Source organism: Actinomadura rugatobispora (assembly GCF_042656285.1).
Classification (GTDB): Bacteria; Actinomycetota; Actinomycetes; order Streptosporangiales; family Streptosporangiaceae; genus Spirillospora; species Spirillospora rugatobispora.
In genome coordinates this window covers 45,384-66,183 of the sequence record NZ_JBHSON010000045.1, presented here as the reverse complement: position 1 = coordinate 66,183, position 20,800 = coordinate 45,384, and the positions used below count along the sequence as shown (strand labels likewise).

Annotated in this window: 20 protein-coding genes; 5 read left to right on the top strand and 15 right to left on the bottom strand. The window is 73.8% G+C overall.

The window, feature by feature from the left end; translation table 11 throughout:
• Nucleotides 1–31: 31 nt before the first annotated feature.
• Both ACFPZN_RS29485 and ACFPZN_RS29480 read left to right on the top strand, forming a co-directional pair.
• Nucleotides 32–1,306, top strand: a complete 1,275-nt coding sequence (locus tag ACFPZN_RS29485; protein ID WP_378285501.1) for a lysine N(6)-hydroxylase/L-ornithine N(5)-oxygenase family protein — start codon at nucleotides 32–34, stop codon at nucleotides 1,304–1,306.
• 3 nt (nucleotides 1,307–1,309) lie between these two features.
• The gene (locus ACFPZN_RS29480) at nucleotides 1,310–1,516 is read left to right on the top strand and encodes an MbtH family protein (RefSeq protein WP_378285500.1); all 207 of its coding nucleotides are present in this window, start codon (nucleotides 1,310–1,312) and stop codon (nucleotides 1,514–1,516) included.
• Between the two features lie 69 nt (nucleotides 1,517–1,585).
• Here the strand turns inward: ACFPZN_RS29480 and ACFPZN_RS29475 are convergent, their stop codons facing one another.
• The 4 genes from ACFPZN_RS29475 to ACFPZN_RS29460 all read right to left on the bottom strand — a co-directional run bounded on the left by ACFPZN_RS29475 (nucleotide 1,586) and on the right by ACFPZN_RS29460 (nucleotide 5,453).
• The gene (locus tag ACFPZN_RS29475; RefSeq protein ID WP_378285499.1) at nucleotides 1,586–2,548 is read right to left on the bottom strand and encodes an ABC transporter substrate-binding protein; all 963 of its coding nucleotides are present in this window, start codon (nucleotides 2,546–2,548) and stop codon (nucleotides 1,586–1,588) included.
• A 75-nt stretch (nucleotides 2,549–2,623) separates the two neighbouring features.
• On the bottom strand, nucleotides 2,624–3,430 hold the full coding sequence (locus ACFPZN_RS29470; RefSeq protein ID WP_378285498.1) for an ABC transporter ATP-binding protein: 807 nt from the start codon (nucleotides 3,428–3,430) through the stop codon (nucleotides 2,624–2,626).
• On the bottom strand, nucleotides 3,427–4,461 hold the full coding sequence (locus ACFPZN_RS29465) for a FecCD family ABC transporter permease (RefSeq protein ID WP_378285497.1): 1,035 nt from the start codon (nucleotides 4,459–4,461) through the stop codon (nucleotides 3,427–3,429). The genes ACFPZN_RS29470 and ACFPZN_RS29465 overlap by 4 nt, the downstream gene beginning before the upstream one ends.
• The gene (locus ACFPZN_RS29460; protein WP_378285509.1) at nucleotides 4,458–5,453 is read right to left on the bottom strand and encodes a FecCD family ABC transporter permease; all 996 of its coding nucleotides are present in this window, start codon (nucleotides 5,451–5,453) and stop codon (nucleotides 4,458–4,460) included. The genes ACFPZN_RS29465 and ACFPZN_RS29460 overlap by 4 nt, the downstream gene beginning before the upstream one ends.
• 324 nt (nucleotides 5,454–5,777) lie before the next feature.
• Here ACFPZN_RS29460 and ACFPZN_RS29455 point away from each other — a divergent pair, with 324 nt between their 5' ends.
• Entirely contained in the window at nucleotides 5,778–7,199 is a 1,422-nt protein-coding gene (locus ACFPZN_RS29455) for an MFS transporter (protein ID WP_378285496.1), read from the top strand.
• An 86-nt stretch (nucleotides 7,200–7,285) separates the two neighbouring features.
• Nucleotides 7,286–8,863, top strand: coding sequence for a glycosyltransferase family 39 protein (locus tag ACFPZN_RS29450; RefSeq protein WP_378285495.1), 1,578 nt, complete (start codon nucleotides 7,286–7,288; stop codon nucleotides 8,861–8,863).
• A 19-nt stretch (nucleotides 8,864–8,882) separates the two neighbouring features.
• On the opposite strand, the gene ACFPZN_RS29445 is transcribed toward ACFPZN_RS29450, so the two are convergent.
• Nucleotides 8,883–10,982, bottom strand: a complete 2,100-nt coding sequence (locus ACFPZN_RS29445; RefSeq protein WP_378285494.1) for a HelD family protein — start codon at nucleotides 10,980–10,982, stop codon at nucleotides 8,883–8,885.
• A 239-nt stretch (nucleotides 10,983–11,221) separates the two neighbouring features.
• Here ACFPZN_RS29445 and ACFPZN_RS29440 point away from each other — a divergent pair, with 239 nt between their 5' ends.
• Nucleotides 11,222–11,539, top strand: coding sequence for a sulfurtransferase TusA family protein (locus tag ACFPZN_RS29440; protein ID WP_378285493.1), 318 nt, complete (start codon nucleotides 11,222–11,224; stop codon nucleotides 11,537–11,539).
• 13 nt (nucleotides 11,540–11,552) lie between these two features.
• On the opposite strand, the gene ACFPZN_RS29435 is transcribed toward ACFPZN_RS29440, so the two are convergent.
• The 10 genes from ACFPZN_RS29435 to ACFPZN_RS29390 all read right to left on the bottom strand — a co-directional run bounded on the left by ACFPZN_RS29435 (nucleotide 11,553) and on the right by ACFPZN_RS29390 (nucleotide 20,648).
• On the bottom strand, nucleotides 11,553–12,485 hold the full coding sequence (locus ACFPZN_RS29435; protein ID WP_378285492.1) for an NADP-dependent oxidoreductase: 933 nt from the start codon (nucleotides 12,483–12,485) through the stop codon (nucleotides 11,553–11,555).
• Between the two features lie 5 nt (nucleotides 12,486–12,490).
• Complete coding sequence (locus ACFPZN_RS29430) at nucleotides 12,491–12,961, bottom strand: PPOX class F420-dependent oxidoreductase (protein ID WP_378285491.1); 471 nt, start codon at nucleotides 12,959–12,961, stop codon at nucleotides 12,491–12,493.
• A gap of 92 nt (nucleotides 12,962–13,053) precedes the next feature.
• Nucleotides 13,054–13,668, bottom strand: coding sequence for a methyltransferase domain-containing protein (locus ACFPZN_RS29425; protein WP_378285490.1), 615 nt, complete (start codon nucleotides 13,666–13,668; stop codon nucleotides 13,054–13,056).
• Nucleotides 13,669–13,689: 21 nt separating this feature from the next.
• Complete coding sequence (locus ACFPZN_RS29420) at nucleotides 13,690–14,550, bottom strand: hypothetical protein (protein ID WP_378285489.1); 861 nt, start codon at nucleotides 14,548–14,550, stop codon at nucleotides 13,690–13,692.
• A gap of 10 nt (nucleotides 14,551–14,560) precedes the next feature.
• On the bottom strand, nucleotides 14,561–15,343 hold the full coding sequence (locus tag ACFPZN_RS29415; RefSeq protein WP_378285488.1) for a MerR family transcriptional regulator: 783 nt from the start codon (nucleotides 15,341–15,343) through the stop codon (nucleotides 14,561–14,563).
• A 33-nt stretch (nucleotides 15,344–15,376) separates the two neighbouring features.
• A complete protein-coding gene (locus tag ACFPZN_RS29410; RefSeq protein ID WP_378285487.1) occupies nucleotides 15,377–16,063 on the bottom strand; it encodes a hypothetical protein in 687 nt (228 codons plus the stop codon).
• 124 nt (nucleotides 16,064–16,187) lie between these two features.
• A complete protein-coding gene (locus ACFPZN_RS29405) occupies nucleotides 16,188–17,579 on the bottom strand; it encodes a glycoside hydrolase family 5 protein (RefSeq protein ID WP_378285486.1) in 1,392 nt (463 codons plus the stop codon).
• Nucleotides 17,580–17,596: 17 nt separating this feature from the next.
• Nucleotides 17,597–18,463: a carbohydrate ABC transporter permease gene (locus ACFPZN_RS29400; protein ID WP_378285485.1), complete on the bottom strand. Its 867-nt coding sequence runs from the start codon at nucleotides 18,461–18,463 to the stop codon at nucleotides 17,597–17,599.
• Nucleotides 18,460–19,335: a carbohydrate ABC transporter permease gene (locus tag ACFPZN_RS29395; RefSeq protein ID WP_378285484.1), complete on the bottom strand. Its 876-nt coding sequence runs from the start codon at nucleotides 19,333–19,335 to the stop codon at nucleotides 18,460–18,462. Before ACFPZN_RS29395 ends, ACFPZN_RS29400 begins: the two co-directional genes overlap by 4 nt.
• Nucleotides 19,332–20,648, bottom strand: a complete 1,317-nt coding sequence (locus ACFPZN_RS29390; protein ID WP_378285483.1) for an extracellular solute-binding protein — start codon at nucleotides 20,646–20,648, stop codon at nucleotides 19,332–19,334. Before ACFPZN_RS29390 ends, ACFPZN_RS29395 begins: the two co-directional genes overlap by 4 nt.
• Nucleotides 20,649–20,800 lie beyond the last annotated feature (152 nt).

Below are 20,800 nucleotides of genomic sequence, written 5' to 3'. Positions count from 1 at the left end.
CCCCCGCACGACTATTGAGTGAGAGGCGCACATGGCGACACCCGTCCATGACGTTGTGGGCATCGGTTTCGGACCCTCCAATCTGGCCCTGGCCGTGGCTCTGGAGGAGGAGTACGGCTCCGGCGTGGACGCGGTCTTCTTCGAGAAGCAGCCTGCCTTCGGGTGGCACCGCGGCATGCTCATCGAGGGCGCCACGATGCAGGTGAACTTCCTGAAGGACCTGGTGACCCTGCGCAACCCGACCAGCCGGTACTCCTTCGTGTCCTACCTGCACTCCCGGGACCGCCTGGTCGACTTCATCAACCACAAGACGATGTTCCCGACGCGGCTGGAGTTCCACGACTACCTGGAGTGGGTGGCCGCCTCGTTCTCCGGCATGGTGCGGTACGGGGCGGAGGTGGTCGCGGTCCGCCCGCACGACGCCGACACCCTCGAGGTGGTGGTGCGGCACGACGACGAGCTGCACACCTGCCTGGCCCGCAACCTCGTCATCGGGGCCGGGCTGGAGCCGGTGCTGCCCGACGGCGTGCGGCAGGGCGAGCGGATCTGGCACACCGAGGACCTCCTCACCCGCCTGGAGGAGCTGGACGCCCGCGAGGGCGAGCCGCGCCGGCTGGTGGTGCTGGGCGCCGGGCAGAGCGCCGCCGAGGCCGTCGAGCACCTGCACGGCCGCTACCCCCGCACGGAGGTCTGCGCGGTCTTCACCCGGTACGGGTACTCGCCGGCCGACGACAGCGCCTTCGCCAACCGGATCTTCGACCCGCAGGCCGTCGACCACTACTACCAGGCGCCCGACGACGTGAAGCGGATGCTGTTCGACTACTCCCGCAACACCAACTACTCCGTCGTCGACCTCGACCTCATCGACGAGTTGTACCGGCGCGCGTACGCCGAGAAGGTCGCCGGAACCGAACGGCTGCGGATCATGAACGTGTCCCGGGTCCTGGACGTCCGGGCCGGGGACGGCGCCGTGGACCTCAAGGTGTGCTTCCTGCCGTCCGGGGAGGTGACCGCGCTGGAGGCCGACGCGCTGGTCTGCGCCACCGGATACCGCGAGCGCAGCCCGCTCGACCTGCTCGGCGAGGCCGCCGAGCACTGCCGGACCGCGCCCGGCGGCGGCCTGGTGGTCGAGCGCGACTACCGGCTCGCCACCGGACCCGAGTGCGGCTGGGCGGTGTACCTGCAGGGGGCCACCGAGCACACGCACGGGATCGCCTCGTCGCTGCTGTCGATGATCGCGGTCCGCACCGGGGACATCGTCCGTTCCATCGCCGGGCGCAGCGCCCGCGTCGCCCAGGAGGCCTGACCGATGACCAACCCCTTCGACGACACCGACGGCCGGTTCCTCGTCCTGGTGAACGAGGAGAACCAGCACTCGCTGTGGCCCGAGTTCGCCGACGTGCCCGCCGGATGGACCACCGTGTACGGGCCGGAGGAGCGCGAGCGCTGCCTGGAGTACGTCCGGCTGAACTGGACCGACCTGCGCCCCAGAAGCCTCGCCGACCGCGCCGGCTGAGACCTGGCGAACGCCGGAGGCGCCGCCCCCCATGTCCAGGGGAGACGGCGCCTCTCGTTCGGCGGTGCCTTACTTCTCGGCCAGCGGCGTGAGGTACTTCTGCAGGTCGTCCAGGAGCTTCCCGGCGGCGGTGACGCCGATGCCGGTCATCCAGATCTCGTCGTCGACCACATGGGCGCGCCCGGCCTTGACCGCGCCCAGCTTCTGCCACAGCGGCCCGGCCGTGACCTTGGCCTGCTCCTGCGCGGCCTTCTCCCCGTAGGCCGCGACGAAGACGATGTCGCCGTCGGCGTCGGCGATGCGCTCCGGGCTGAGCGGGGCCATCCGCTTGTCGCTCTTGTCCTCCAGCAGTTGCAGCTTGGGACGGCCGGCCCCGACGTCGCGCAGCACGATGCCGGAGAAGGAGTCCGGCCCGTACTGGCGGAGCTCGTCGGGCATGAACCGGATCACGCTGACCTTGAGCCGCGCGGGATCGCCGAGCGACCTGCCCAGTTCCTTGGCGCGCGCCTCGTAGGCCTGCAGCTTCTGCTGCCCCTCGGCCTTCTTGCCGACGGCCTCGGCGTCCAGCAGGAAGTTCTGCTTCCAGGTGATCCCGACCAGCTCGGTGAAAACGGTCGGGGCGATCTTCGACAGCTCGCCGTAGAACTTCTCCTGGCGGAACTTCGAGCCCAGGATCAGGTCGGGCCGCAGCGAGGCGATCGCCTCGACGTCCGGCTGCTGGGTCGTTCCCACGACCTTGACCTTGGCGAACTCGCCGCCGAGGTACTTGGGCATGCCGCCCGCCTCGCCCGGCAGCACGCTGCCGACCGGGGTCAGGCCGAGGGACTTCAGGGTGTCGAGCTTGTCGGTGTCGAGGACCACGACGCGCCGGGGGCTCTCGGGCACCTTCGTCTCGCCCATGGCGTGCTTGACGGTGCGGGTGGGGCCCGACGACTCGGCGTCGCCGCTTCCGCAGGCGGTCAGAACGAGTCCGGCCGCCATCACACCGGCGACCGCCGCACCCAGCCTCCGGCCGAGTCCAAGGAACTTCACGTGTGCCACCTGCTTTCTGTGGGGGCGAATGTTGTCGGGGGGCGTTCTCACTGCGGGACGCCCCCCACGGACCGGTCAGGCCGGCGCGTTCGGAATGACCAGCGGGGCCCCTGTCACCGGGCACGGGACGACCACGCCGCCCAGGCCGAACACGTCCTCGAGGCGGTCGGCGTCCATGACCTCGCCGGGCGGGCCCTGGGCGACGACCCGGCCCGCCTTCATCACCACCAGGTGGTCGGCGTACCGGCAGGCCTGGTTGAGGTCGTGCAGCACCGCCACGACCGTCCGGCCCCCGCGGTTGAGCCGCCGCAGCAGGTCGAGGACCTCCACCTGGTGGGCCAGGTCGAGGAACGTGGTGGGTTCGTCGAGGAGCAGCGCGTCGGTGTCCTGGGCGAGCGTCATGGCGATCCACACCCGCTGCCGCTGGCCGCCCGACAGCGCGTCCACCGGGCGGTCGCGCAGCTCGTCCAGCCCGGTCAGGCTCAGCGCCCGCTCCACGGCGTCGGTGTCGGCCGTGCTCCACTGCCGGAACCACCGCTGGTGGGGCTGGCGGCCGCGCGCCACCAGGTCGGCCACGCTCAGCCCCTCGGGGGTGACCGGGCTCTGCGGCAGGACGCCCAGGCGGCGGGCCAGCTCGCGGGAGGGCAGCGCGTGCACGTCGGCGCCGTCGATGAGGGCGCTGCCGCCGCGCGGCTCCAGCAGCCGGGCCAGCGTGCGCAGCAGCGTCGACTTCCCGCAGGCGTTGGGCCCGGCGATCACGGTGAACGCGCCGCCGGGCAGCTCCAGGTCCAGGTCCTCGATGACGAGGCGGTTGCCGTAGCCGACGCTGAGCCCGCGCGCGGTCAGCCGCACCGGGGGACGCGCCTTCTCCTCGGTGGTCATGCCTTCTTCCTCCGTACGAGCAGCCACAGCAGGTAGGGCCCGCCGAGCGCCGCGGTGAGCACCCCGACCGGCAGCTGGATCGGCGCGAACGCCGTCCTGGCGACCAGGTCGGCCACGACGGTGAGCAGCGCGCCGGTGAGCGCGGCGCAGGCCAGCGGGGGACGTTCGGCGCGGACGAGGCGGCGGGCGAGCTGCGGCGCGGCGAGCGCGACGAAGTCGACGGCGCCCGCCTGCGAGGTGGCCAGGGCGGCCAGCACCACCGCGACGGCGCCGAGCGCGACCCGCCGCCGCACGACCCGGACGCCCAGCCCGCGGGCCACCTCGTCGTCGAGGGCCGCGGTGTCCAGGGCCCGTCCCGCCCACAGCAGCAGGGGCGCGAGCAGGAGCAGCGGGATCAGCAGCGCGCGGGCCTCGGCGTAGCCGAGCCCGCCCAGGTTGCCCGCCAGCCAGATCCGCGCCTGCTGCCCCTCGATCGGGTCGGCGTCGACGATGATCACCTCGGTCAGCGCCCGCAGCGCCAGCGCGACGGCCATCCCGCACAGCACGAACCGGTTCGCGGCCAGCCCGTACCGCCAGGACAGCGCGAACACGACCGCGGCCGCGGCCAGGCCGCCGACCAGCGCGGCCGGTCCCAGCCAGACCGCGCCCATGCCCGCGCTCATCCCGAGGGTGGCGACGAGCCCCGCGCCCTGGGTGACGCCCACCACGTCCGGGCTGGCGAGCGGGTTGCGGCTGATCGACTGCAGCAGCGCGCCGGCCAGGCCGAGCAGCAGCCCGACCGCCAGCCCGACCGCGATCCTCGGCAGCCGCAGGTCCTGCACGACGACGACGAACGGCCCGTCCCCCGCCAGCGCGCGCACGACATCGCCCGGCGGGACGAACGTGCTGCCCACGCCCAGGGAGACGACCACGGCGACGCCGGTCAGCACCGCGAGCACGGCGCCGGCGACGACCGGGCGGCGCCGCACCACGAACGCCACCGGCCCGCGGCCCACGACCACATGGCCCGCGACGGGATGAGCGGTCTTCACGCGGTCACCGTCCGTCCGCGGCGGACCAGCAGGATGAGGAACGGGGCGCCCAGCAGCGCGGTGACGACACCGGCGCGGACCTCGGCGGGCGGCACGATCAGGCGGCCGAGCACGTCGGCGGCCAGCAGCAGCGCGGGCCCGAGCAGCAGCGAGACGCCCAGTACCCAGCGGTGGTCGGCGCCGACCAGGCCGCGCGCCAGGTGCGGCACCGCCAGCCCGACGAACCCGATCGGACCGGCGGCGGCGACCGCCGCGCCGGTGAGCACGACGGCGGCCACCGCGGCCAGCAGCCGGACCCGGCCGACGTTGCGGCCCAGGCCGCGCGCCACGTCGTCGCCGAGAGCGAGCGCGTCCAGCCCGCGCGCCGCGCCGAAGGCCAGCACCGTCCCGGCGGCCAGGAAGGGCAGCATCCACAGGGCGACCTCGGGGGGCCGCCCGGCCAGCGAGCCGACGGCCCAGAACCGGTAGGTGTCGAAGGTCTGCGCGTCGACGGTGAGCACTCCGACGACGACGCCGGTGAGCGAGGCGTCCAGGGCGGTGCCCGCGAGAGCCAGCGTGACCGGCGACGCCCCGTCCCGCGCGCGGGCCGCCAGCACATAGACGAACGCACCGGCCACGGCGGCGCCGACGATGCCGAACCACACGAAGGCGGGCAGCGTCGTCAGCCCGAACACGCTGATCGCGACGACGACCCCCAGGGACGCGCCGGACGTGACGCCCATCAGCCGGGGATCGGCGAGGGGGTTGCGGGTCAGGGCCTGCATCAGCACCCCGGCCAGCGCCAGCCCGGCGCCGACCGCCAGCCCGGTGACGGTGCGCGGCACCCGCATCGACCGGACGATCGTGCTCTCCTCGCCGCCGTCGGGGCGCAGCAGCGCGTCCAGGACGTGTCCGGGGGCGATGCCGCGGCTGCCCACGGCCAGGCTGGCCAGCGTCGCCGCCACCAGGAGTACGGCGCACCCCGCCACCACGGCGAGCCGCCTGCCGCGCATCCCGCCCACCCGCCGCCACCTTCACTTCAAAGAGGGCAGGCCACCTATCACATAGGTAAGGCATGCCTAAGTTCAGCGGAATCGTAGGGTATGCCCGGCGAAAAAGACAAATCACTCTCGAGGGGTGAACAGGGGGCGCATATCCGAGGCATATAGGCCCGTGTCGACTATGATGGCGATCATGCCCGAGTCGAATGATCACGCCGCCCGTAGCGGCGGCGTGCACCCCGGGTAACCCACGGCTCCACGCTTCGCCGCATCAGCTCCAGCGCCGGTGCGGCGCTCAGCGCTGCCCGGCTCCGCCATCGATCCGCGGAGCGTTCCGTGTCCGACACACTCTCCCCTTCCTTTGCTCGTTCCACCGCCCGGCGGCTGCTCGTCCTGGGCGTCGTGCTGGCGTCGATGCTGACCATCCCGCTGACGATCACCGGCGCCTCGGTCGCCCTGCCCGGCATCCGGGCCGACCTGGACGCCGGGCTGCCCGCCGCCCAGTGGGTCGTCAACGGCTACAACGCCTGCTACGCGGGCTTCCTGCTGCTCACCGGCTCGCTCGCCGACGTCTTCGGACGGCGCCGGATCTTCGCCTGGGGCCTGGCGCTGTTCTGCGGCGGCGGCGTCGCCGGCGCCCTGGCCCAGCACATCGTGGTGCTCGACCTGGCCCGCGCCGCCGCCGGGATCGGCGCCGCCGCGGCCACCACGGGCGGGTCGGCGCTGCTGGCCGCCACCTTCCAGGACCCCCGGGCCCGCGCCCGCGCGTTCGGGCTGGTCGGGACCGTGCTCGGCGTCGGGCTGGCGTTCGGGCCCACCCTTGGCGGCGTGCTGGTGGACGCGCTGGGCTGGCGCGCCGTCCTGGCCGTCCCGGCCGGCTTCGCCGCGGCCGCCCTGGCGCTGGTCCGCGCGCTGCCGCCCGTCCCCGGAGAGCCGGGACGGACGGTCGACCGGCCCGGCGCGGCCCTGTTCACCGGGGCGCTGCTGGTCCTGATCTTCGCGCTGGACGAGGGGCCCGCGCTCGGCTTCGGGCACCCGCTGGTCGTCGCCGCGTTCGCCGCCGCGTCGGCCATGGCCGTCGCGCTCGTCCGGATCGAGCGGCGCCGCCCCGACCCGATGTTCGCGCTGGACCTGCTGGCCGAGCGCCCCTTCCTGGCCCTGGCCGCCGCGGCGGGCGCGCTGATGGGCGTGCTGGTGCCGCTGGTGGTGTACCTGCCCTCGTACCTGATCACCGTGGTCGGCCTGGACGCCGGGACGGCCGGCGCCTGGCTGCTCATGCTCACCGTCCCGACCGTGCTGCTGCCGGCGGCCGGTGCGGCGCTGGCCCGCCGGCTGCCCGCCCCGGTCCTGGTGGCCGGGCCGGTCGCGGTCGCCGGCGCCGGCGTGCTGCTGCTGGCCACCATCGGACCGGACGCCACGCCCGCCCGCCTCCTCGCGCCGTTCGTCCTGCTCGGCGCGGCCGTGGGGGTGTCGAACGGCGTGCTGGACGGGATGGCGATCGGCGGCGTCCCGCCCGAGCGGGCCGGGACCGCCTCGGGCATGTTCAACACCGCCCGGCTCGTCACCGAGACCGTCATGCTCGCGGTGGTCGGCGCGCTGCTGGCCGCCCTGAGCGGCGGGCACCTGGAGGGCGCGGCCTTCACCGGCGCCTTGCGCGCGGTCTGCCTGACCCTGGGCGCCTTCGCCGCCGTGGCCGCGGCGGTGTCGGTCCTGCTGCACCGCTCGGCGGCCGGGAGGAGCCAAGCGTCCCGAGGGTGACGTCACGCCCGGTCCCGGGCCCGAATTCACCGGGCGTTTACCGTGTCGGCACCCGCTCCGCGGCCGCGGACTGGCAGGTTAGCGCCGTGATCGCCAGCCTCGGAGCGACATCGACCAAGGAAGAGGACGCCGCCCCGGCCGGTCGCCGCGGCCGGGCGGCGCGGGCCTGGCTGGTCCCCGGGCTGCTGGGCCTGGCCTGGCTGGTGGTGCTGCTGGCCCACCTGCGCGTCCCGGCCCCGTCGGACCAGCTCAACTACATGCTGGCCGCGCGCCGGTTCCCCGACCCCGTCACCGAGGGGACGGAGACGCACCAGCTCACGCGGTTCGGCCTGGTCGTCCCGGCCGCCCTCGCGGTGAAGGTGTTCGGGTACTCCCAGGCGGCGTACGCGGTCGTGCCGGTGCTGGCGACGCTGTCCCTGCTGCTCGGCACCTACGCGCTGGGGACGCTGCTGTTCTCCCGGCCGGTCGGCGTCGCGGCGGGCGTGGCCGTGGTCGCGGCCACGCCGGTCTTCAACGACTCGACCGACCTGCTGCCCGACGTGCTGGCGGTCGGGCTGTTCACCTGCGCGCTCGCGATCGCGGTCGCCGTCCGCAAACGGGACGATCCGCCGAGCGTCTGGGTGCTGGTGGGGCTCGGGGCGCTGCTCGGCTGGTCGTACATGACCCGCGAGTTCATCGTCTTCCTCTGGCCCGTCATCCCGGTGCTGCTGTGGCGCCGGGCGGGCCTGGCCGGGCTGGCGTGGACGGCGGCGCCGATCGTCGTGCTGGGCGTGACCGAGCTGCTGCTGTGCTGGCGGCTGTACGGCGATCCGCTGGCCCGGCTGCTGGCGATCACCGGGCACGGCAGCGGCCCGTCCCGTCCCGAGATCGCCTCGACGTACCGGGACAAGCCCCGGATGATGTACGTCCTGCGCCTGCCCAACACGCTGCGGGACCACTACCCCGAGGGCGGCCTGCTGGTCGCGATGATCGGCGCCACCCTGCTGGGCGCGCTGGCCTGGCCGCGCCGGCTGGTCCTGCCCGCGGCGCTGTGCGCGCTGTTCTGGGTGCCGCTGACGCTGCTCGGCGGAGTGATCGACCCGAGCGCCCCCAAGCTGAGGCTCCAGCTCATCCGCTACTGGTTCCCGATCTTCCCCGCGTTCGTGCTCGGCGGCTTGGCGGCGCTGTGGCTGCTGGCGATGCTCCTGGCCGCCCGCCTTCCGGACCGGGGGCGCGTACGGGTCGTGCTGCCCGCCGTGGCCGTCCTCGCCGCGGCGGCCGTGGTCTCCGGGGTCGCGGCGAGCGGCTGGTGGGCGACACCGCAGACCAGGGCCGGCGGCGCCACGCAGATGGAGGCGTTCCGGGGCTGGATGCACGACCGCGACGGCACGTACCGCCGCGTGTGGACCGACCCCGACACGCGCCGGATCCTGGCCGTCTACCGCAGCGGGCCGTTCGGGGGCGAGGCGTGGCGGGCCGAGATCCTCGTGTCCCGCCCGGGGAAGCCCGGCCCGGCCGCCGGCGACCTCGTGGTGTTCTACGACACCGAGCGGGGGAAGGTCTGCCCGTACTGCAAGATGGAGGCGCGCAGGACGTGGGGCGACACCAGCGGGAACCGGCCGGGGTGGCGCCAGGTCTTCGCCACCCCCGACCGGGTGCTCCGGGTGTTCGAGGTCTCCCGCTGATCCTCCCGCCCGGCCGCGCTCAGGCGGCCTCGCGGAGGGCGGCGGGCAGCGGCGCGGCGTGCAGCACGTGCAGCGCGCTGACGGCGCGGGTGAGCGCGACGTACAGGCGGTGCAGCCCGCGCGGCTCCGCGTTCACGATCCCGGCCGGTTCGACGAGGACGACCGTGTCGAACTCCAGGCCCTTGGCCAGGGTCGCCGGGACGCACACCAGCCGCGCGTCCTCCATCGCGTTCTCGTTCTCTTCCAGCGACGCCGCCTCCAGGCCCTCCGCCAGCAGCCTCTGGTGCAGCGCGGGCAGGGCGGCGTCGGCGGTGATGACGCCGATCGACCCCTCGCCCTTCAGGTGCTCGCGGCAGGTCGCGGCCACCGCGTCCGGCAGCCCCTCGGGCGCTGCGGCGGCGACGCGCAGCGCGCCGGGGGAGCGGCGGGCCGAGGTGGGGGCGCCCAGCCCCGGGGCGATCTCGGGGAGCAGCCGCGCCGCGAAGTCGATGATCTGCGCCGGGACGCGGTAGCCGCGCTCCAGCGTCTCCAGCCGGGCGTCCGGTTTGCCGAGGTGGCGCAGCAGCGCCGCCCAGTCGCCGACCGCCGACGGGGCGGTGCCCTGCGCGATGTCGCCGAGCACCGTCATCGAGCCGGTGGCGCAGCGCCGCCCGACGGCGCGGCACTGCATGGGGCTGAGGTCCTGGGCCTCGTCGAGGACGATGTGGCCGATCGAGGCGGTGCGCTCGACGAGGTCGGAGAGCTCGTCCAGCAGCGCGGTGTCGGCGTCCGACCACTTCGCCGAGCGCCACGACCTGGGCGGCCTGCGCCACAGCAGCAGCTCCTGCTCCTCCTGCGTGAGGTCGCGCCGGGCGGACCTGGCGAGGAACTCCGCGTCCGACAGCAGCCGGAACAGCACCTGCTCGGGCGTGACCTTCGGCCACACCGCGTCGAGCAGCTGCCGGACGGGCTTGGAACGGGCGACGGCGTTGTGGGTGCGGTCGTCGGGCGACTCCCCCCGCCGCTCCATCTGCACCAGGACCGCGTGGGCGATCCGCTTGGCGGCGGCCGCGCGGCCCGGGCCGTACCGCATGGCGCCGCGCAGCCCGGCGACGATCTCGCTGACCTCGTGGTCGGCCACCCGGTGCCGGTAGACGCCCTTGGCGTACACCAGCCCCTCGGCGGGCCGGGTGACGTGCGACCACAGCGCGCGGTGCAGCACCTCCGCCATCCGGGCGTCGCCCTTGAGGCGGGCGACCGCCGGGTCCTCGCGGTGGTGCGCGGGGCCGCGGCCGATCAGCTCCTCGACGGTGGTCTGGGTGACGTTGACCTCGCCCAGCGCCGGGAGCACCCGCCGGATGTAGGACAGGAACGAGCGGTTCGGCCCGACGACGGCGATGCCCGTGCGGCCGAGCCGGTCGCGCTCGGTGTAGAGGAGGTAGGCGACGCGGTGCAGCCCGACGGCGGTCTTGCCGGTGCCGGGGGCGCCCTGCACGCAGACGGTCCGCTCCAGCGGGGCGCGGACCAGGTCGTCCTGCTCGGGCTGGATGGTGGCGACGATGTCGCGCATCGGCCCGGAGCGGGGGCGTTCGATCTCGGCGGCCAGGAACGCCCCGGCCCGGTCACCGTCCACGCCGGGGCCGGCCAGCGGCTCGTCCTCGTAGGCGGTGAGCTCGGCGGCGCCGGAGAACCCGTACCGGCGGCGCAGCCGCACGCCCTGCCGGTCGTCGCGGGTGGCGCGGTAGAACGCGGTGGAGATCGGCGCCCGCCAGTCGATGACCAGCGGGTCCCCGGCGCCGTCGTGGACGTGCCGCCGCCCGATGTAGAGCCGCTCGGCGCCGGTCGAGCCCGGGTGGGCGGCGCCGGGGTCGAAGTCGAGGCGGCCGAAGAACAGCGGCACGTCGGGCAGGTCGACCAGCAGCAGGGCGCGCAGCTCGCGGGCGCGCTTCTGGAACAGCCGCTCGGCGTAGTTGTCGTTGTCCTCGGCGGCGGCGGTCAGCTGGGTCTCGGTGGTGACGACGTCGTGGTGCATCCGGTGCAGCGCGGCGCGGGCGGTCGCCAGGTACGCGCGCTCGGCCCGGATCTCGGGCTCGGCGTGGTCGAGGGCAGGGTCGGCGGGCGCGCCGGAGGAATCGGCCATGGCAGGACGGCCTCGGCTTTCGGGTCGCGGTGTCGGCGGGAAGGTGTCGGCAGGAAAGAAGGGGAGGCGGCGGACTCCGGATCCCGCCCCGGAGGAACTCCGGTTCGTTGCGACCCTCAGGCATGGTGCGGGCGCCTGCCTCGAAAAGAAGCGGGAGGCACTTTAGCGCGCCCGCGGGCCCGTGCCAAACGGGTTTATGATCGACCGGCAGAGGCGCTCAACGGCAGGGGGCGAGGCGCATGGCGGAGGGCGACGCGGGTGGTGACACGGGCGTCGACGCCGGGCCGGTCGTGATCGACGGCGGCGACCGCTCCTGCGTGCGGCTGCTGCTGGAACTGCGCGGCCGGCTGGCCGAGATGGCCGCCGGGACGGTCGTCCACCTGATGGCCAGCGACCCGGCCGCACCGCTCGACCTGGCCGCCTGGTGCCACATGACCGGGCACGAGTACCTCGGGACCGTTCCGCCGCCGTACGGCGAGACGCCCACCTACGCGCTGCGGGTGGCCGCCGCGCCGCGGCCCACCCGGCCCGAGTCCCCCTGGCGCCCGCAGAACTGAGGCCGGGCTCGGTTCATCGAGGCCGGTGGACGACGGACAGGACGATCTTCCCGGTGGTCCGGTTCGTCTCGCCGCGCTCGTGCGCCCTGGCGGCCTCCTCCAGGGGCACCACCGTGTCGAGTTGGGCGCGCAGCCGTCCCGCCCCGGCCAGCGCCGCCAGCTCCTTCATGCCCTGCTGGTCGGGCTCGACCAGCAGCACCTCGCTGCGGACGCCGGGTGCGTCACCGATCCGCACGTCGCGCGGGGTGATGGTGACGATCACGCCGCCCGGGCGCAGCGTCCGCACCGACCGCGGGCCGTACTCGCCGCCGATGGTGTCCAGCACCACGTCCACGTCCCGGACCGCCTCGGCGAAGTCGGTGGTGCGGTAGTCGATCAGCTCGTCCGCGCCCAGCCCGCGCAGCAGGGCGTGCTTGGGCTCGCTGGCGGTGCCGATCACGTACGCGCCGCGGGCCTTGGCGATCTGCACCGCCAGGTGCCCGACCCCGCCCGCGGCCGCGTGGATCAGCACGCGCTGCCCGGCCTCCAGGCCCGCGGTGTCGACCAGCGCCTGCCAGGCGGTCAGCCCCGCCAGCGGCAGCGCCGCGGCCTGTATGTGGTCGAGGTTCTCGGGCTTGGGGACGAAGTAGCGGGACGGGGCGGAGACGTACTCGGCGTGCGCCCCGGCCCCCTGCGGGTACTTCAGCATCCCGAACACCGCGTCGCCCGGCTTGTGCAGGGTCACGCCCAGGCCGGTCTCCTCCACCACGCCCGACAGCTCCCAGCCCAGCACGAACGGCGGCTGCCCCAGGAAAAGCCCGTACGCCCGGTGCTTCCAGTCGGTCGGGTTGACGCCCGCCGCGTGCACGCGGACCAGGACCTCGGTGGGCCCGGGGTCGGGGCGCGGCAGGTCGATCTCCTTGAGCACCTCGACGCCGCCCAGGACGTCCTGGCTGATCGCTCGCACGGCGCTCAGTCCTCGGTGGCGAGCCGGGCCGGGAAACCGCCCGTCGCGATGGGGCCCCAGCCCTCCGGGCTGATCCGGATCAGCGACTTGCCCTGCTCGACCATCGCCGCGCGGTACTCGTCCCAGTCGGGATGCTCGCCGGAGATGTTGCGGAAGTACTCCACGAGCGGCTCCACCGACTCGGGCGCGTCGATCACCTCGGCCCGGCCGTCGATCTGGACCCACGGCCCGTTCCACTCGTCGGACAGGACGATCACGCTGACCCTGGGGTCGCGCCGGGCGTTGCGGACCTTGGCGCGCTCGGGATAGGTGGAGACGACCACCCGGCCGGCGTCGTCCACGCCGCAGGTCACCGGCGAGCCCTGCGGGCGCCCGTCGGCGCGGGCGGTGAGCAGCAGCGCGCGGTGCCGAGGCCGGACGAACTCCAGCAGTTCGGGCAGCCCCACGGTCTGGTTCGTCGCGATGGTGCGGGCCATCACCGGCCCCCTTCCTTCGGGTGTCGTGCGGGTGTCATGGCAGGATCTTCGTCCCTGCTCCCTTACCGTGATTCGCCGGTTTCACTCGGATCTCACCCGGACCCGCCGCGCCGGGCCAGCAGCCGCCGCCTGGGAGCACCCGGCTCGTCCGGGACGTTCCGCTGGTCGAGGACGACGAACGGGCCGGGCAGGTGCGTCGCGGGCTCGCCGGGGAGCAGGCACCATTCGGCGGGCAGCGACGGGCGCTCGCGGCGGGCGTCGGAGGTGAACGCCTCCCAGGCCAGGAGCCCGCCGTCCATCACCGCCTCGGCGGCCGGTCCGAACACCCTCCGGTCCCAGAAGCCGGTGCACACCACCAGCGCGAAGGCGCGCGGCGGCGGCGTCCACACGGCCAGGTCCGCGTGGACGAGGGTGATCAGGTCGCGCCGCCCGCGCCGCCCGGCCTCCTCGCCGAGCAGGTCCAGGGCGGTCTCGGAGACGTCCACCGCCGTCACCTCGCGGCCGGACCCGGCGGCCAGCAGGGCGCAGCCCGACGGGCCGCAGGCCAGGTCGAGGACCGGGCCGTCCGGGGGCGGCACGGCCAGCGCCCGCGCCGCCGCCGGGTGGGCCTTGAACGAGGGCCGCGGGGCGGCCTCGTACTTGGCGTTCCAGCGGAGCCGATCCGGATGGCCGGAAGGCACGGCGGGCACGGGCGGCGGGTGGTTCATGATCGGAAGACTACGCGGTCGTCACGGTTCGAGGGCGAGCTCGGGGGAGGGAGCGGGGGCGGGGGACGTGCGGAGGGCGGTCAGCGCGGCGGCGGGGTCGTCGGCGAAGAACCGGATCGCGCGGACCTCGGCGCGGGCGCCCATCGGCCGGACGATGGTGACCGGCTCGGTCAGTTCGACGACCAGGTTGGTCCGCGAGGCGACCACCACGGCGGCGGTGCCGTCCTCGACGCGGATGAGGCCGGTCTCGTTGAGGTTGCGGACGGAGCGGACCGCGGCGATCCGGTCCCGCGGAATCCGCGCGTCGAAGTACGCGCCGGAGCGCAGCCGCAGCTCGTCGCGGGTGACCACGTGCGGGCGGGTGACGCAGGCCGCCCACATCCCCAGCGCCATCAGCAGTCCGTACACGTCCACCACCAGGACCAGGATCCGCAGCCAGTCCGGCACGCCGAGCCCGCGCAGCAGGATCTCGAAGCCCACCAGCTCCACCGTCATCGCGAAGAGCCACAGCGACTGGGTGAAGGTCTGCTCGCGCGCGTAGGAGACCTCGACGGCGCCCTCGGGAACGCCCGACCGGCGGCGGGCCGCCCACAGCAGCAGGCTGTGGTTGCCCTTCAGCTCGAAGCCGGCCAGCCGGAGGACCTGCCGGGGGACGAGCCGGTCGCGGACCTCGCGCAGCGCCGCCCGGCGGTCGGCCCCGTCCCGGCGGGCGGCGGCGAACACCCGGCAGGCCACCGTGAGCTCCAGGGCCAGCACCGCCGGCACGGCGGCCTCGGCCGCCAGGATCAGCCCGGCGGGGACATCGGCCCCCGACAGCAGCAGGACGACCAGCGTCAGCTCGGCGGGGAACACGGCCAGTAGCGCGGCACGCGCGATCTTCACCAACACGTTGTCACCGTCTCTCCATGAGGAGGGCCACCATCCGCCGGAACACCGCGAGCTGGGCGGGCGGCAGCTCGCCCAGCAGCGTGTCCAGCCATTCGGCGCCCTGGACCTGTTCGGCGCCGGGCGCGCCCCCGCCCGGCGGCGCCAGGCTGTCGACCATCACGGCCGCCATCTCGGCCGGGATGTGATCGGCGAGGTCGGCCGCCAGCTCGGCGATGCGGGGATCGTCGGGCGGGACGCCGGTCAGCTCGTCCAGCCGCCGGTAGAGGTCCTCGCCGCGCTCGACCGCCGCGGGCTCGGTGAAGGGCCGGAACATCTCCAGGAACTCGGCCCGGGCCGCCTCGTCGACCCCGGTCTCGATCAGCGCGATCACCTGGCGGTCGAACTCGGCGAACTCCGACCCGCCGTGCGGCAGCGCGTCCAGCACCGCCGCCAGGTCCGGCGACACCGTCGACTCGGGGTGCAGGTCCGCCTCCGACAGCAGTGCCGCCAGCCGGGCCCGGCGGGCGGCGATGGCCTCCTGCTGCCTGGCCAGGTCGGCGTCCAGCTCCAGAAGCACCTCGCGCAGCTCCTTGCCCTGGTCGTCGGCCAGCACGTCGCGGATCTCGTCCAGTGACAGCCCCAGCTCCGTCAGGCGGCGGACGCGGGCCAGGGCGACCGCGTCCCGCAGCCGGTAGTCCCGGTAGCCGTTGGCCCGCCGCTCGGGCTCGGGCAGCAGGCCCAGATGGTGGTAGTGGCGGACGGTACGGGTGGACACCCCGACCAGCGCCGCGATCTCGCCGATCCGCATGCCTTCATTAGAAACGTTGACGTTGCGTCAAGGTCAAACCGGCGCCCCCGGGACGCCCGTGTGCAGCGTGTAGCGCCGGAAACCGAGCGGTGTCACCCCGTCCATCCGGGCGATCAGGGAGCCCAGCCGGTTGCCGCCCCGGGTGGACGCCTCGATCACCGCCTCGTGTGAGGCCGCGTCCGTGAACTCGGCGTAGTTGAGCATCCGGGAGCCGTCCACCGCGATGTGGAAGTGCGAGGCGAGGCCGCCCCCGGGCAGGTCGGCGCCGGCGAACTCCTCGATCAGGCCGTCCACCAGGGCGCGGGCGGCCCGCTCGTCCCGGGTGTCGAACCGGATGATCACGATGCTGCCGGGCGTGCGCCCCCGCGCGGTGAGACCGGTGCGGTACAGGCGGTACGCGGCGGGCTCGCGGCGCTCGACGCCCGGCGCGACCTCCCCGGTCAGCGGCGGGCGGCCGGTCTCGGCGAACCGGCGGTACGCCTCGTGGCTCCGCCACTGCTCGTACGCCAGGACCGCCGTACCGTCGTCGCTCACGTACAGATTCCGGGACAGGCAGCCGCCGGGGAGGGGAGCGGAGCGCCAGAGCCGCGCGAGGGCGGCGGCGCCCGCCCGCTGCCGCTCGCGGGTCCCCACGTCCCACTGGTCGATCAGGACGGCGCCCGCGTCGGCGCGGGAGATGTCGGGGTGCTGCTGCTCGGTGGTTCCGGCCGGACCGGTCACGTCGTGCTCCTCGGGTCGCTTCGTCGTACGGCGTCGTACGGCGTCGTACCGGAAGCTACGGGCGGGGCGGCCCGCGGAGCATCAGTCACGTGACCGGTCGCCGGGCGGCGGCCGTCCGGGCGGGTCAGCCGCCGAGCCGCTCGGCCAGGATCGAGACCAGCGGTTCGCGGCGTGCGCAGGCGGCGAGGGCGAACGAGTCGGCCAGCGCGTCCAGCCCGCCCTCGTCCAGGCCGCGGAACAGCTCCGCGTACTCCACGGTCAGCGGCTGCGCGAACAGCAGGTGGCGGACCAGGTCGTCGGTGAACTTGCGCCGCCCGAACGGGTAGGGGTCGAACCCGGGGAACTCCTCGGCCATGAAGGTGTGGAGGGGCTCGGTCAGATGCCGCACGCCCTCGCCGGTCGACCCCCAGTGATCGGCGCCGATCCGGTCCTTCTTCGCCTGGAACTCCCCGAACCGCCGCATGTAGGGGCTGTCCGGGTGGGCGTGCACCATTCCCTGGAGCCCGACGTCCTTGTACGTCCACAGCGACCAGCCCGCGCCGTGGGCGTCGTAGATGTCGAGCTGGTCCCGCAGGATCTGGTAGCGCTGCGCGTCCCGTTCGGGGTCGCCGGTGTAGACGGGGCCGAACTCGCCCACCCAGACAGGGGTTCCGGTGCGGCGCTGGTAGGCGGTCCGCTCCAGGAACTTGTCCTCCAGTTGGTCGCGGTCCACCCATTCGCCTTCGGTGCGGCCCGGGTAGGGGCCGCCGTACACGAAACCGGCGAGCGCGTAGTCGTGGCAGGTGTAGACGGCGTTCTCCGCCGGCTCCCCGAACATGTCGAACCGGGTGGAGTAGGTGTTGCCGTCCAGGAAGATCGTGTGGCGGGGGTCGGCCTCCCGGACCGCCTCCACCAGCCGGGCGTAGAACGGGCCGATGATCTCGCCGGTGGGATCGGCGGGCTCGTTGAGCAGGTTGTAGCCCGCCACCCACGGGTTCCCGGCGTAGCGGTCGGCGATGGCCCGCCACAGGTGGACGAGCCGGTCCTGGAAGTGGGCGTGCTGCCAGAACGCGGGCTCGTGCGTGGGGTTGTCGCTGTGCCAGTGGTGGTTCTGCGAGCCGGGCGCGGCGTGCAGGTCCAGCACGGTGTAGACGCCGTGCCGCGCGCAGTCGCCGACCACCCGGTCCAGGTGCCGGAACCCGTCCTCGATGATCTTGAAGGGGGCGAGGTCGTCCTCGAAGTGCCGGTAGTTCAGCGGTATCCGCACGCAGTTGACGCCGAGCGAGGCGAGGAGGGCCGCGTCGTCCTCGTTGAAGAAGGCGGTGAGGAGGCGGTCGAAGAAGCGGCGGTACCGCTCCTCGCCCAGCACGCCGCGCACCGCCCGCCGCATCAGCGTCTCGGTCGCCGGGTAGCCGGTGATGAAGTTCTCCATGTTCATCCACCCGCCGAGGCCCACGCCGCTCAGGCGCACGGGGGCGCCCGTCCCGTCGGCGAGCGTGCTGCCCTCCACGCGGAGGAACCGGTCGTCGTCGGTCATGCCCGTCTCCTTGGATCTCACTTGCCGAATCCCGCGGTCAGCCCGCTCACCAGGCGCCTGCGCCCGAGCACGTAGAAGAGGAACACCGGCAGCACCGACAGCGTCATCGCCGCCATCAGGGCCGGGACGTTGGAGGTGTACTGGCCCTGCAGGCTCCACAGGCCCATCGTCAGCACCCGCCGGTCCTGCGACTGGGTGAGCACCAGCGGGAAGAGGAAGCCGTTCCAGGCGTTGACGGCGACGTAGACCGCGACGGTGACCAGGCCGTGGCGGCTCAGCGGGATCACCAGCGTGCGCAGCGTCCGGGCGGGGCCGCCGCCGTCCAGCGCCATCGCCTCGTACAGCTCCTCGGGGATGTCGCGCAGCGCGCTGGTGAGGACCAGCACCGCCATCGGCAGCAGGAACGCCGCCGTGGGCAGCACGATCCCGGTGAGCGAGTCGTACAGGTGCATCCGGGTGATGATCAGGTACACCGGGACGATCACCGCCTGGGCGGGGATGGCCAGCCCGAGGAGCAGCAGCGAGAAGCCCGCGCGCACCAGCCGTCCGCTGCCGCGCACGATGGCGTACGCGGCGGGGAGCGCCAGGACCAGCACCAGCGCCACCGACGCCGCCGTGACGACGGCCGTGTTCAGCAGGTACCGCTCGAAGCCGCCGCCGACGACGGTGGCGTAGTTCTCGAACGTGGGCGAGGTCGGCGGGGACAGCGCCCCCGCCGTCAGGTAGTCCTCGCGGGTGCGCAGGCTCACCGCGACCAGGTAGTACAGCGGCAGCCCCACGACCACCAGCCACGCCAGCGCGCCGAGCGCGGCGAGCGGATTGGCGCGGCGCAGCCGGTGGGCACGGGGCGGCCGGTGGGTACGGGGCGGCAGGGCCGGGGTCACAGGCCCTCCCGCGTGCTGCGCATCCGGGCGAAGCCCGTCGCGCGGACGATGACGATCGACAGCGTCGTGCCGACCGCGACCAGCAGCACCGCGAGCGTGCTCGCGTACCCCATCTCGAAGGCGGAGAACCCGGTGAGGTACATGTGCAGCGGCAGCACGCGGGTCGCGGTGCCCGGCCCGCCCCCGGTCATCAGCAGGATCGTCTCGAAGTAGGTGAACGACCCCACCAGGATCAGCACCGTGGACGACACGATGGTGTTGCGCAGCTGGGGGAGGGTGATGGACACGAACCGCCGGACCCGCCCGGCGCCGTCGATGGCCGCCGCGTCGTACAGCATCGCGGGGATCTGCCGGGTCGCCGCCTGGTAGAGCAGCACGTGGAACGGGACGAACTGCCACGACACCACCAGCACCACGGCGGCCAGCGCCCGGGACGGCTCGCCCAGGATGTTGCCGTCGCGGGCGGCCAGCAGGGGGCCGACCAGGTCGGCCAGGCCGAAGGCGGGGTCCAGCAGCGACTGCCACAGCAGCGCGACCGCGGCGTTCGACATCAGCAGCGGCACGAAGAACACCGCGCTCAGCGCCGCCCGGCCCCGGCCGGGTCCGGCCGCCCAGACCCCGAGCAGCAGGCTGAGCGGGGTCTGCACGCACCAGGCCGCGACGGTGAGGATCGCCGACAGCCGCAGCGAGCCGGGCAGCGCGGCGTCGTCGCCCAGCCGGGCCCAGTTCGCCGTGCCCGCCCACTGCGGGACGCCGAGGCCGTTCCAGGTGGTGAGGCTGAGACAGGCCACCAGCGCCATGGGCGCCACCGCGAACACCGCGAAGTAGGCGATCGCGGGGGCGGCCCACAGCGCTCCCGGACGCTTGGTCATCTGACCTTGTCCATGGCGGCGGTGAACTCCTCGGGGCCGAGCTGCCCGAGGAAGAACTTCTGCAGGTTGGTCAGCAGGGCCTGCGACGCCGCCGGGGTCAGCGCCTGGTCCCACGACTGGGTGAACTCGGGCGCCGAGCCGACCAGGGAGTAGATGAACGTCGCGTACTCGGACTCGGGCGCGGTCCGCAGCGTGGGCTCCAGGCCCTTGATGGCGGGGATCTCGCCCACGCTGATGAGGCCCTTGACGTAGGCGTCGGAGGTCATGGACTCCTTGAGGAACCGGATCGCGCCCGCCCTGTCCTTGGACGCGGCGCCGACCGAGTAGTAGTTGGCCGGGTTGCCGACCACGTTGCGGGGGTCGCCGGTGCCGCCCGCGACGGTGGGGAAGGGCACCCAGCCCATCCGCTTGTTCTTGACGAACCCGGGGTTCTGGCCGAGCTGGGTCGCGTACTCCCACGAGCCCATCAGGTGCATCGCGGCCTTGCCCGTGGCGAACAGGGTGGAGGCGCCGCCCACGTCGTAGTCGACGGAGGCGAAGCCTGTGCCGAACGCGCCGCGGTCGATCAGCTGCCGGATCATCGTGAGGGCGCGGACGACCGCCGGGTCCCGCCAGGCGCCGGGCGTCCCGTCGGTGATCGCCTTGAACCTGGCCGGGCCGCCGATCCGGTCCAGCAGGTACTCCAGCCACATCAGCCCGGTCCAGCCCTGCGACCCGGCCAGCGCGAACGGGGTGATCCTGCGCGCCTTGAACGTGTCGACCAGCCTGAGCACGTCGTCCCAGGTCTTCGGGGGCCGCGCGCCCGCGGCCGCGAACACGTCCTTGTTGTAGAACAGCACGATCGGCTGCATGCCGCGCTCGGGGACGCCGTAGTAGCGCCCGCCCAGCTGCGCGGTCTTCATCACGACGGGGAGGAACCTGTTCAGCCAGGCCGGGTCCTTGGTGAACTCCGGGGTCAGGTCGGCGACCTGGCGGGCGTCCACGTACTGCTTGAGGTGGCCGCCGCCCCAGTTGATGAACACGTCCGGAGCGTTGGGCGCGCCCATGGCGACCTGCAGCTTCTGCTTGTAGGGGTCGTTGAGGAAGGTCTCCAGCCGCACCCTGGCGCCGGCGGACCTGTTGAACGCCGCGACGCCGTCCCGTTCCACCTTGTTGATGGCGTCGCCCTGCAGCGTCCACGCCCGGATCTCCCCGGAGGCCCCGCCCCCGGCCGGGCCGGAGGTGCCGCACGCGGCCGTGCCGGCGGCCAGCGCCAGCGCCGCCAGCGCGGCGATCAGCGGCCGCGGCCGCGTTCTGAACGAAACGTCGAACACCTTTCGCACCTCCCGAGGCGTCGCCCCCGGACCGCCGATGTTCTCGAAACATTGCCGATACATTTCGGAAAGTATGATCGGCCCGAACCCCTGTCAATACGGTGATTGTGCTTTTTCAAAAGCGCATCGGCCATCGAAAATTTTCGGAGTAG

Excerpts from the sequence above, each read along its gene's own strand:
- ACFPZN_RS29440 (WP_378285493.1), top strand. The coding sequence starts at position 11,222 with ATGGCGGAGGGCGACGCGGGTGGTGACACGGGCGTCGACGCCGGGCCG.
- ACFPZN_RS29485 (WP_378285501.1), top strand. The coding sequence starts at position 32 with ATGGCGACACCCGTCCATGACGTTGTGGGCATCGGTTTCGGACCCTCC.
- ACFPZN_RS29470 (WP_378285498.1), bottom strand. The coding sequence starts at position 3,430 with ATGACCACCGAGGAGAAGGCGCGTCCCCCGGTGCGGCTGACCGCGCGC.
- ACFPZN_RS29430 (WP_378285491.1), bottom strand. The coding sequence starts at position 12,961 with ATGGCCCGCACCATCGCGACGAACCAGACCGTGGGGCTGCCCGAACTG.
- ACFPZN_RS29480 (WP_378285500.1), top strand. The coding sequence starts at position 1,310 with ATGACCAACCCCTTCGACGACACCGACGGCCGGTTCCTCGTCCTGGTG.
- ACFPZN_RS29415 (WP_378285488.1), bottom strand. The coding sequence starts at position 15,343 with ATGCGGATCGGCGAGATCGCGGCGCTGGTCGGGGTGTCCACCCGTACC.
- ACFPZN_RS29460 (WP_378285509.1), bottom strand. The coding sequence starts at position 5,453 with ATGCGCGGCAGGCGGCTCGCCGTGGTGGCGGGGTGCGCCGTACTCCTG.
- ACFPZN_RS29445 (WP_378285494.1), bottom strand. The coding sequence starts at position 10,982 with ATGGCCGATTCCTCCGGCGCGCCCGCCGACCCTGCCCTCGACCACGCC.
- ACFPZN_RS29425 (WP_378285490.1), bottom strand. The coding sequence starts at position 13,668 with ATGAACCACCCGCCGCCCGTGCCCGCCGTGCCTTCCGGCCATCCGGAT.
- ACFPZN_RS29395 (WP_378285484.1), bottom strand. The coding sequence starts at position 19,335 with ATGACCAAGCGTCCGGGAGCGCTGTGGGCCGCCCCCGCGATCGCCTAC.
- ACFPZN_RS29405 (WP_378285486.1), bottom strand. The coding sequence starts at position 17,579 with ATGACCGACGACGACCGGTTCCTCCGCGTGGAGGGCAGCACGCTCGCC.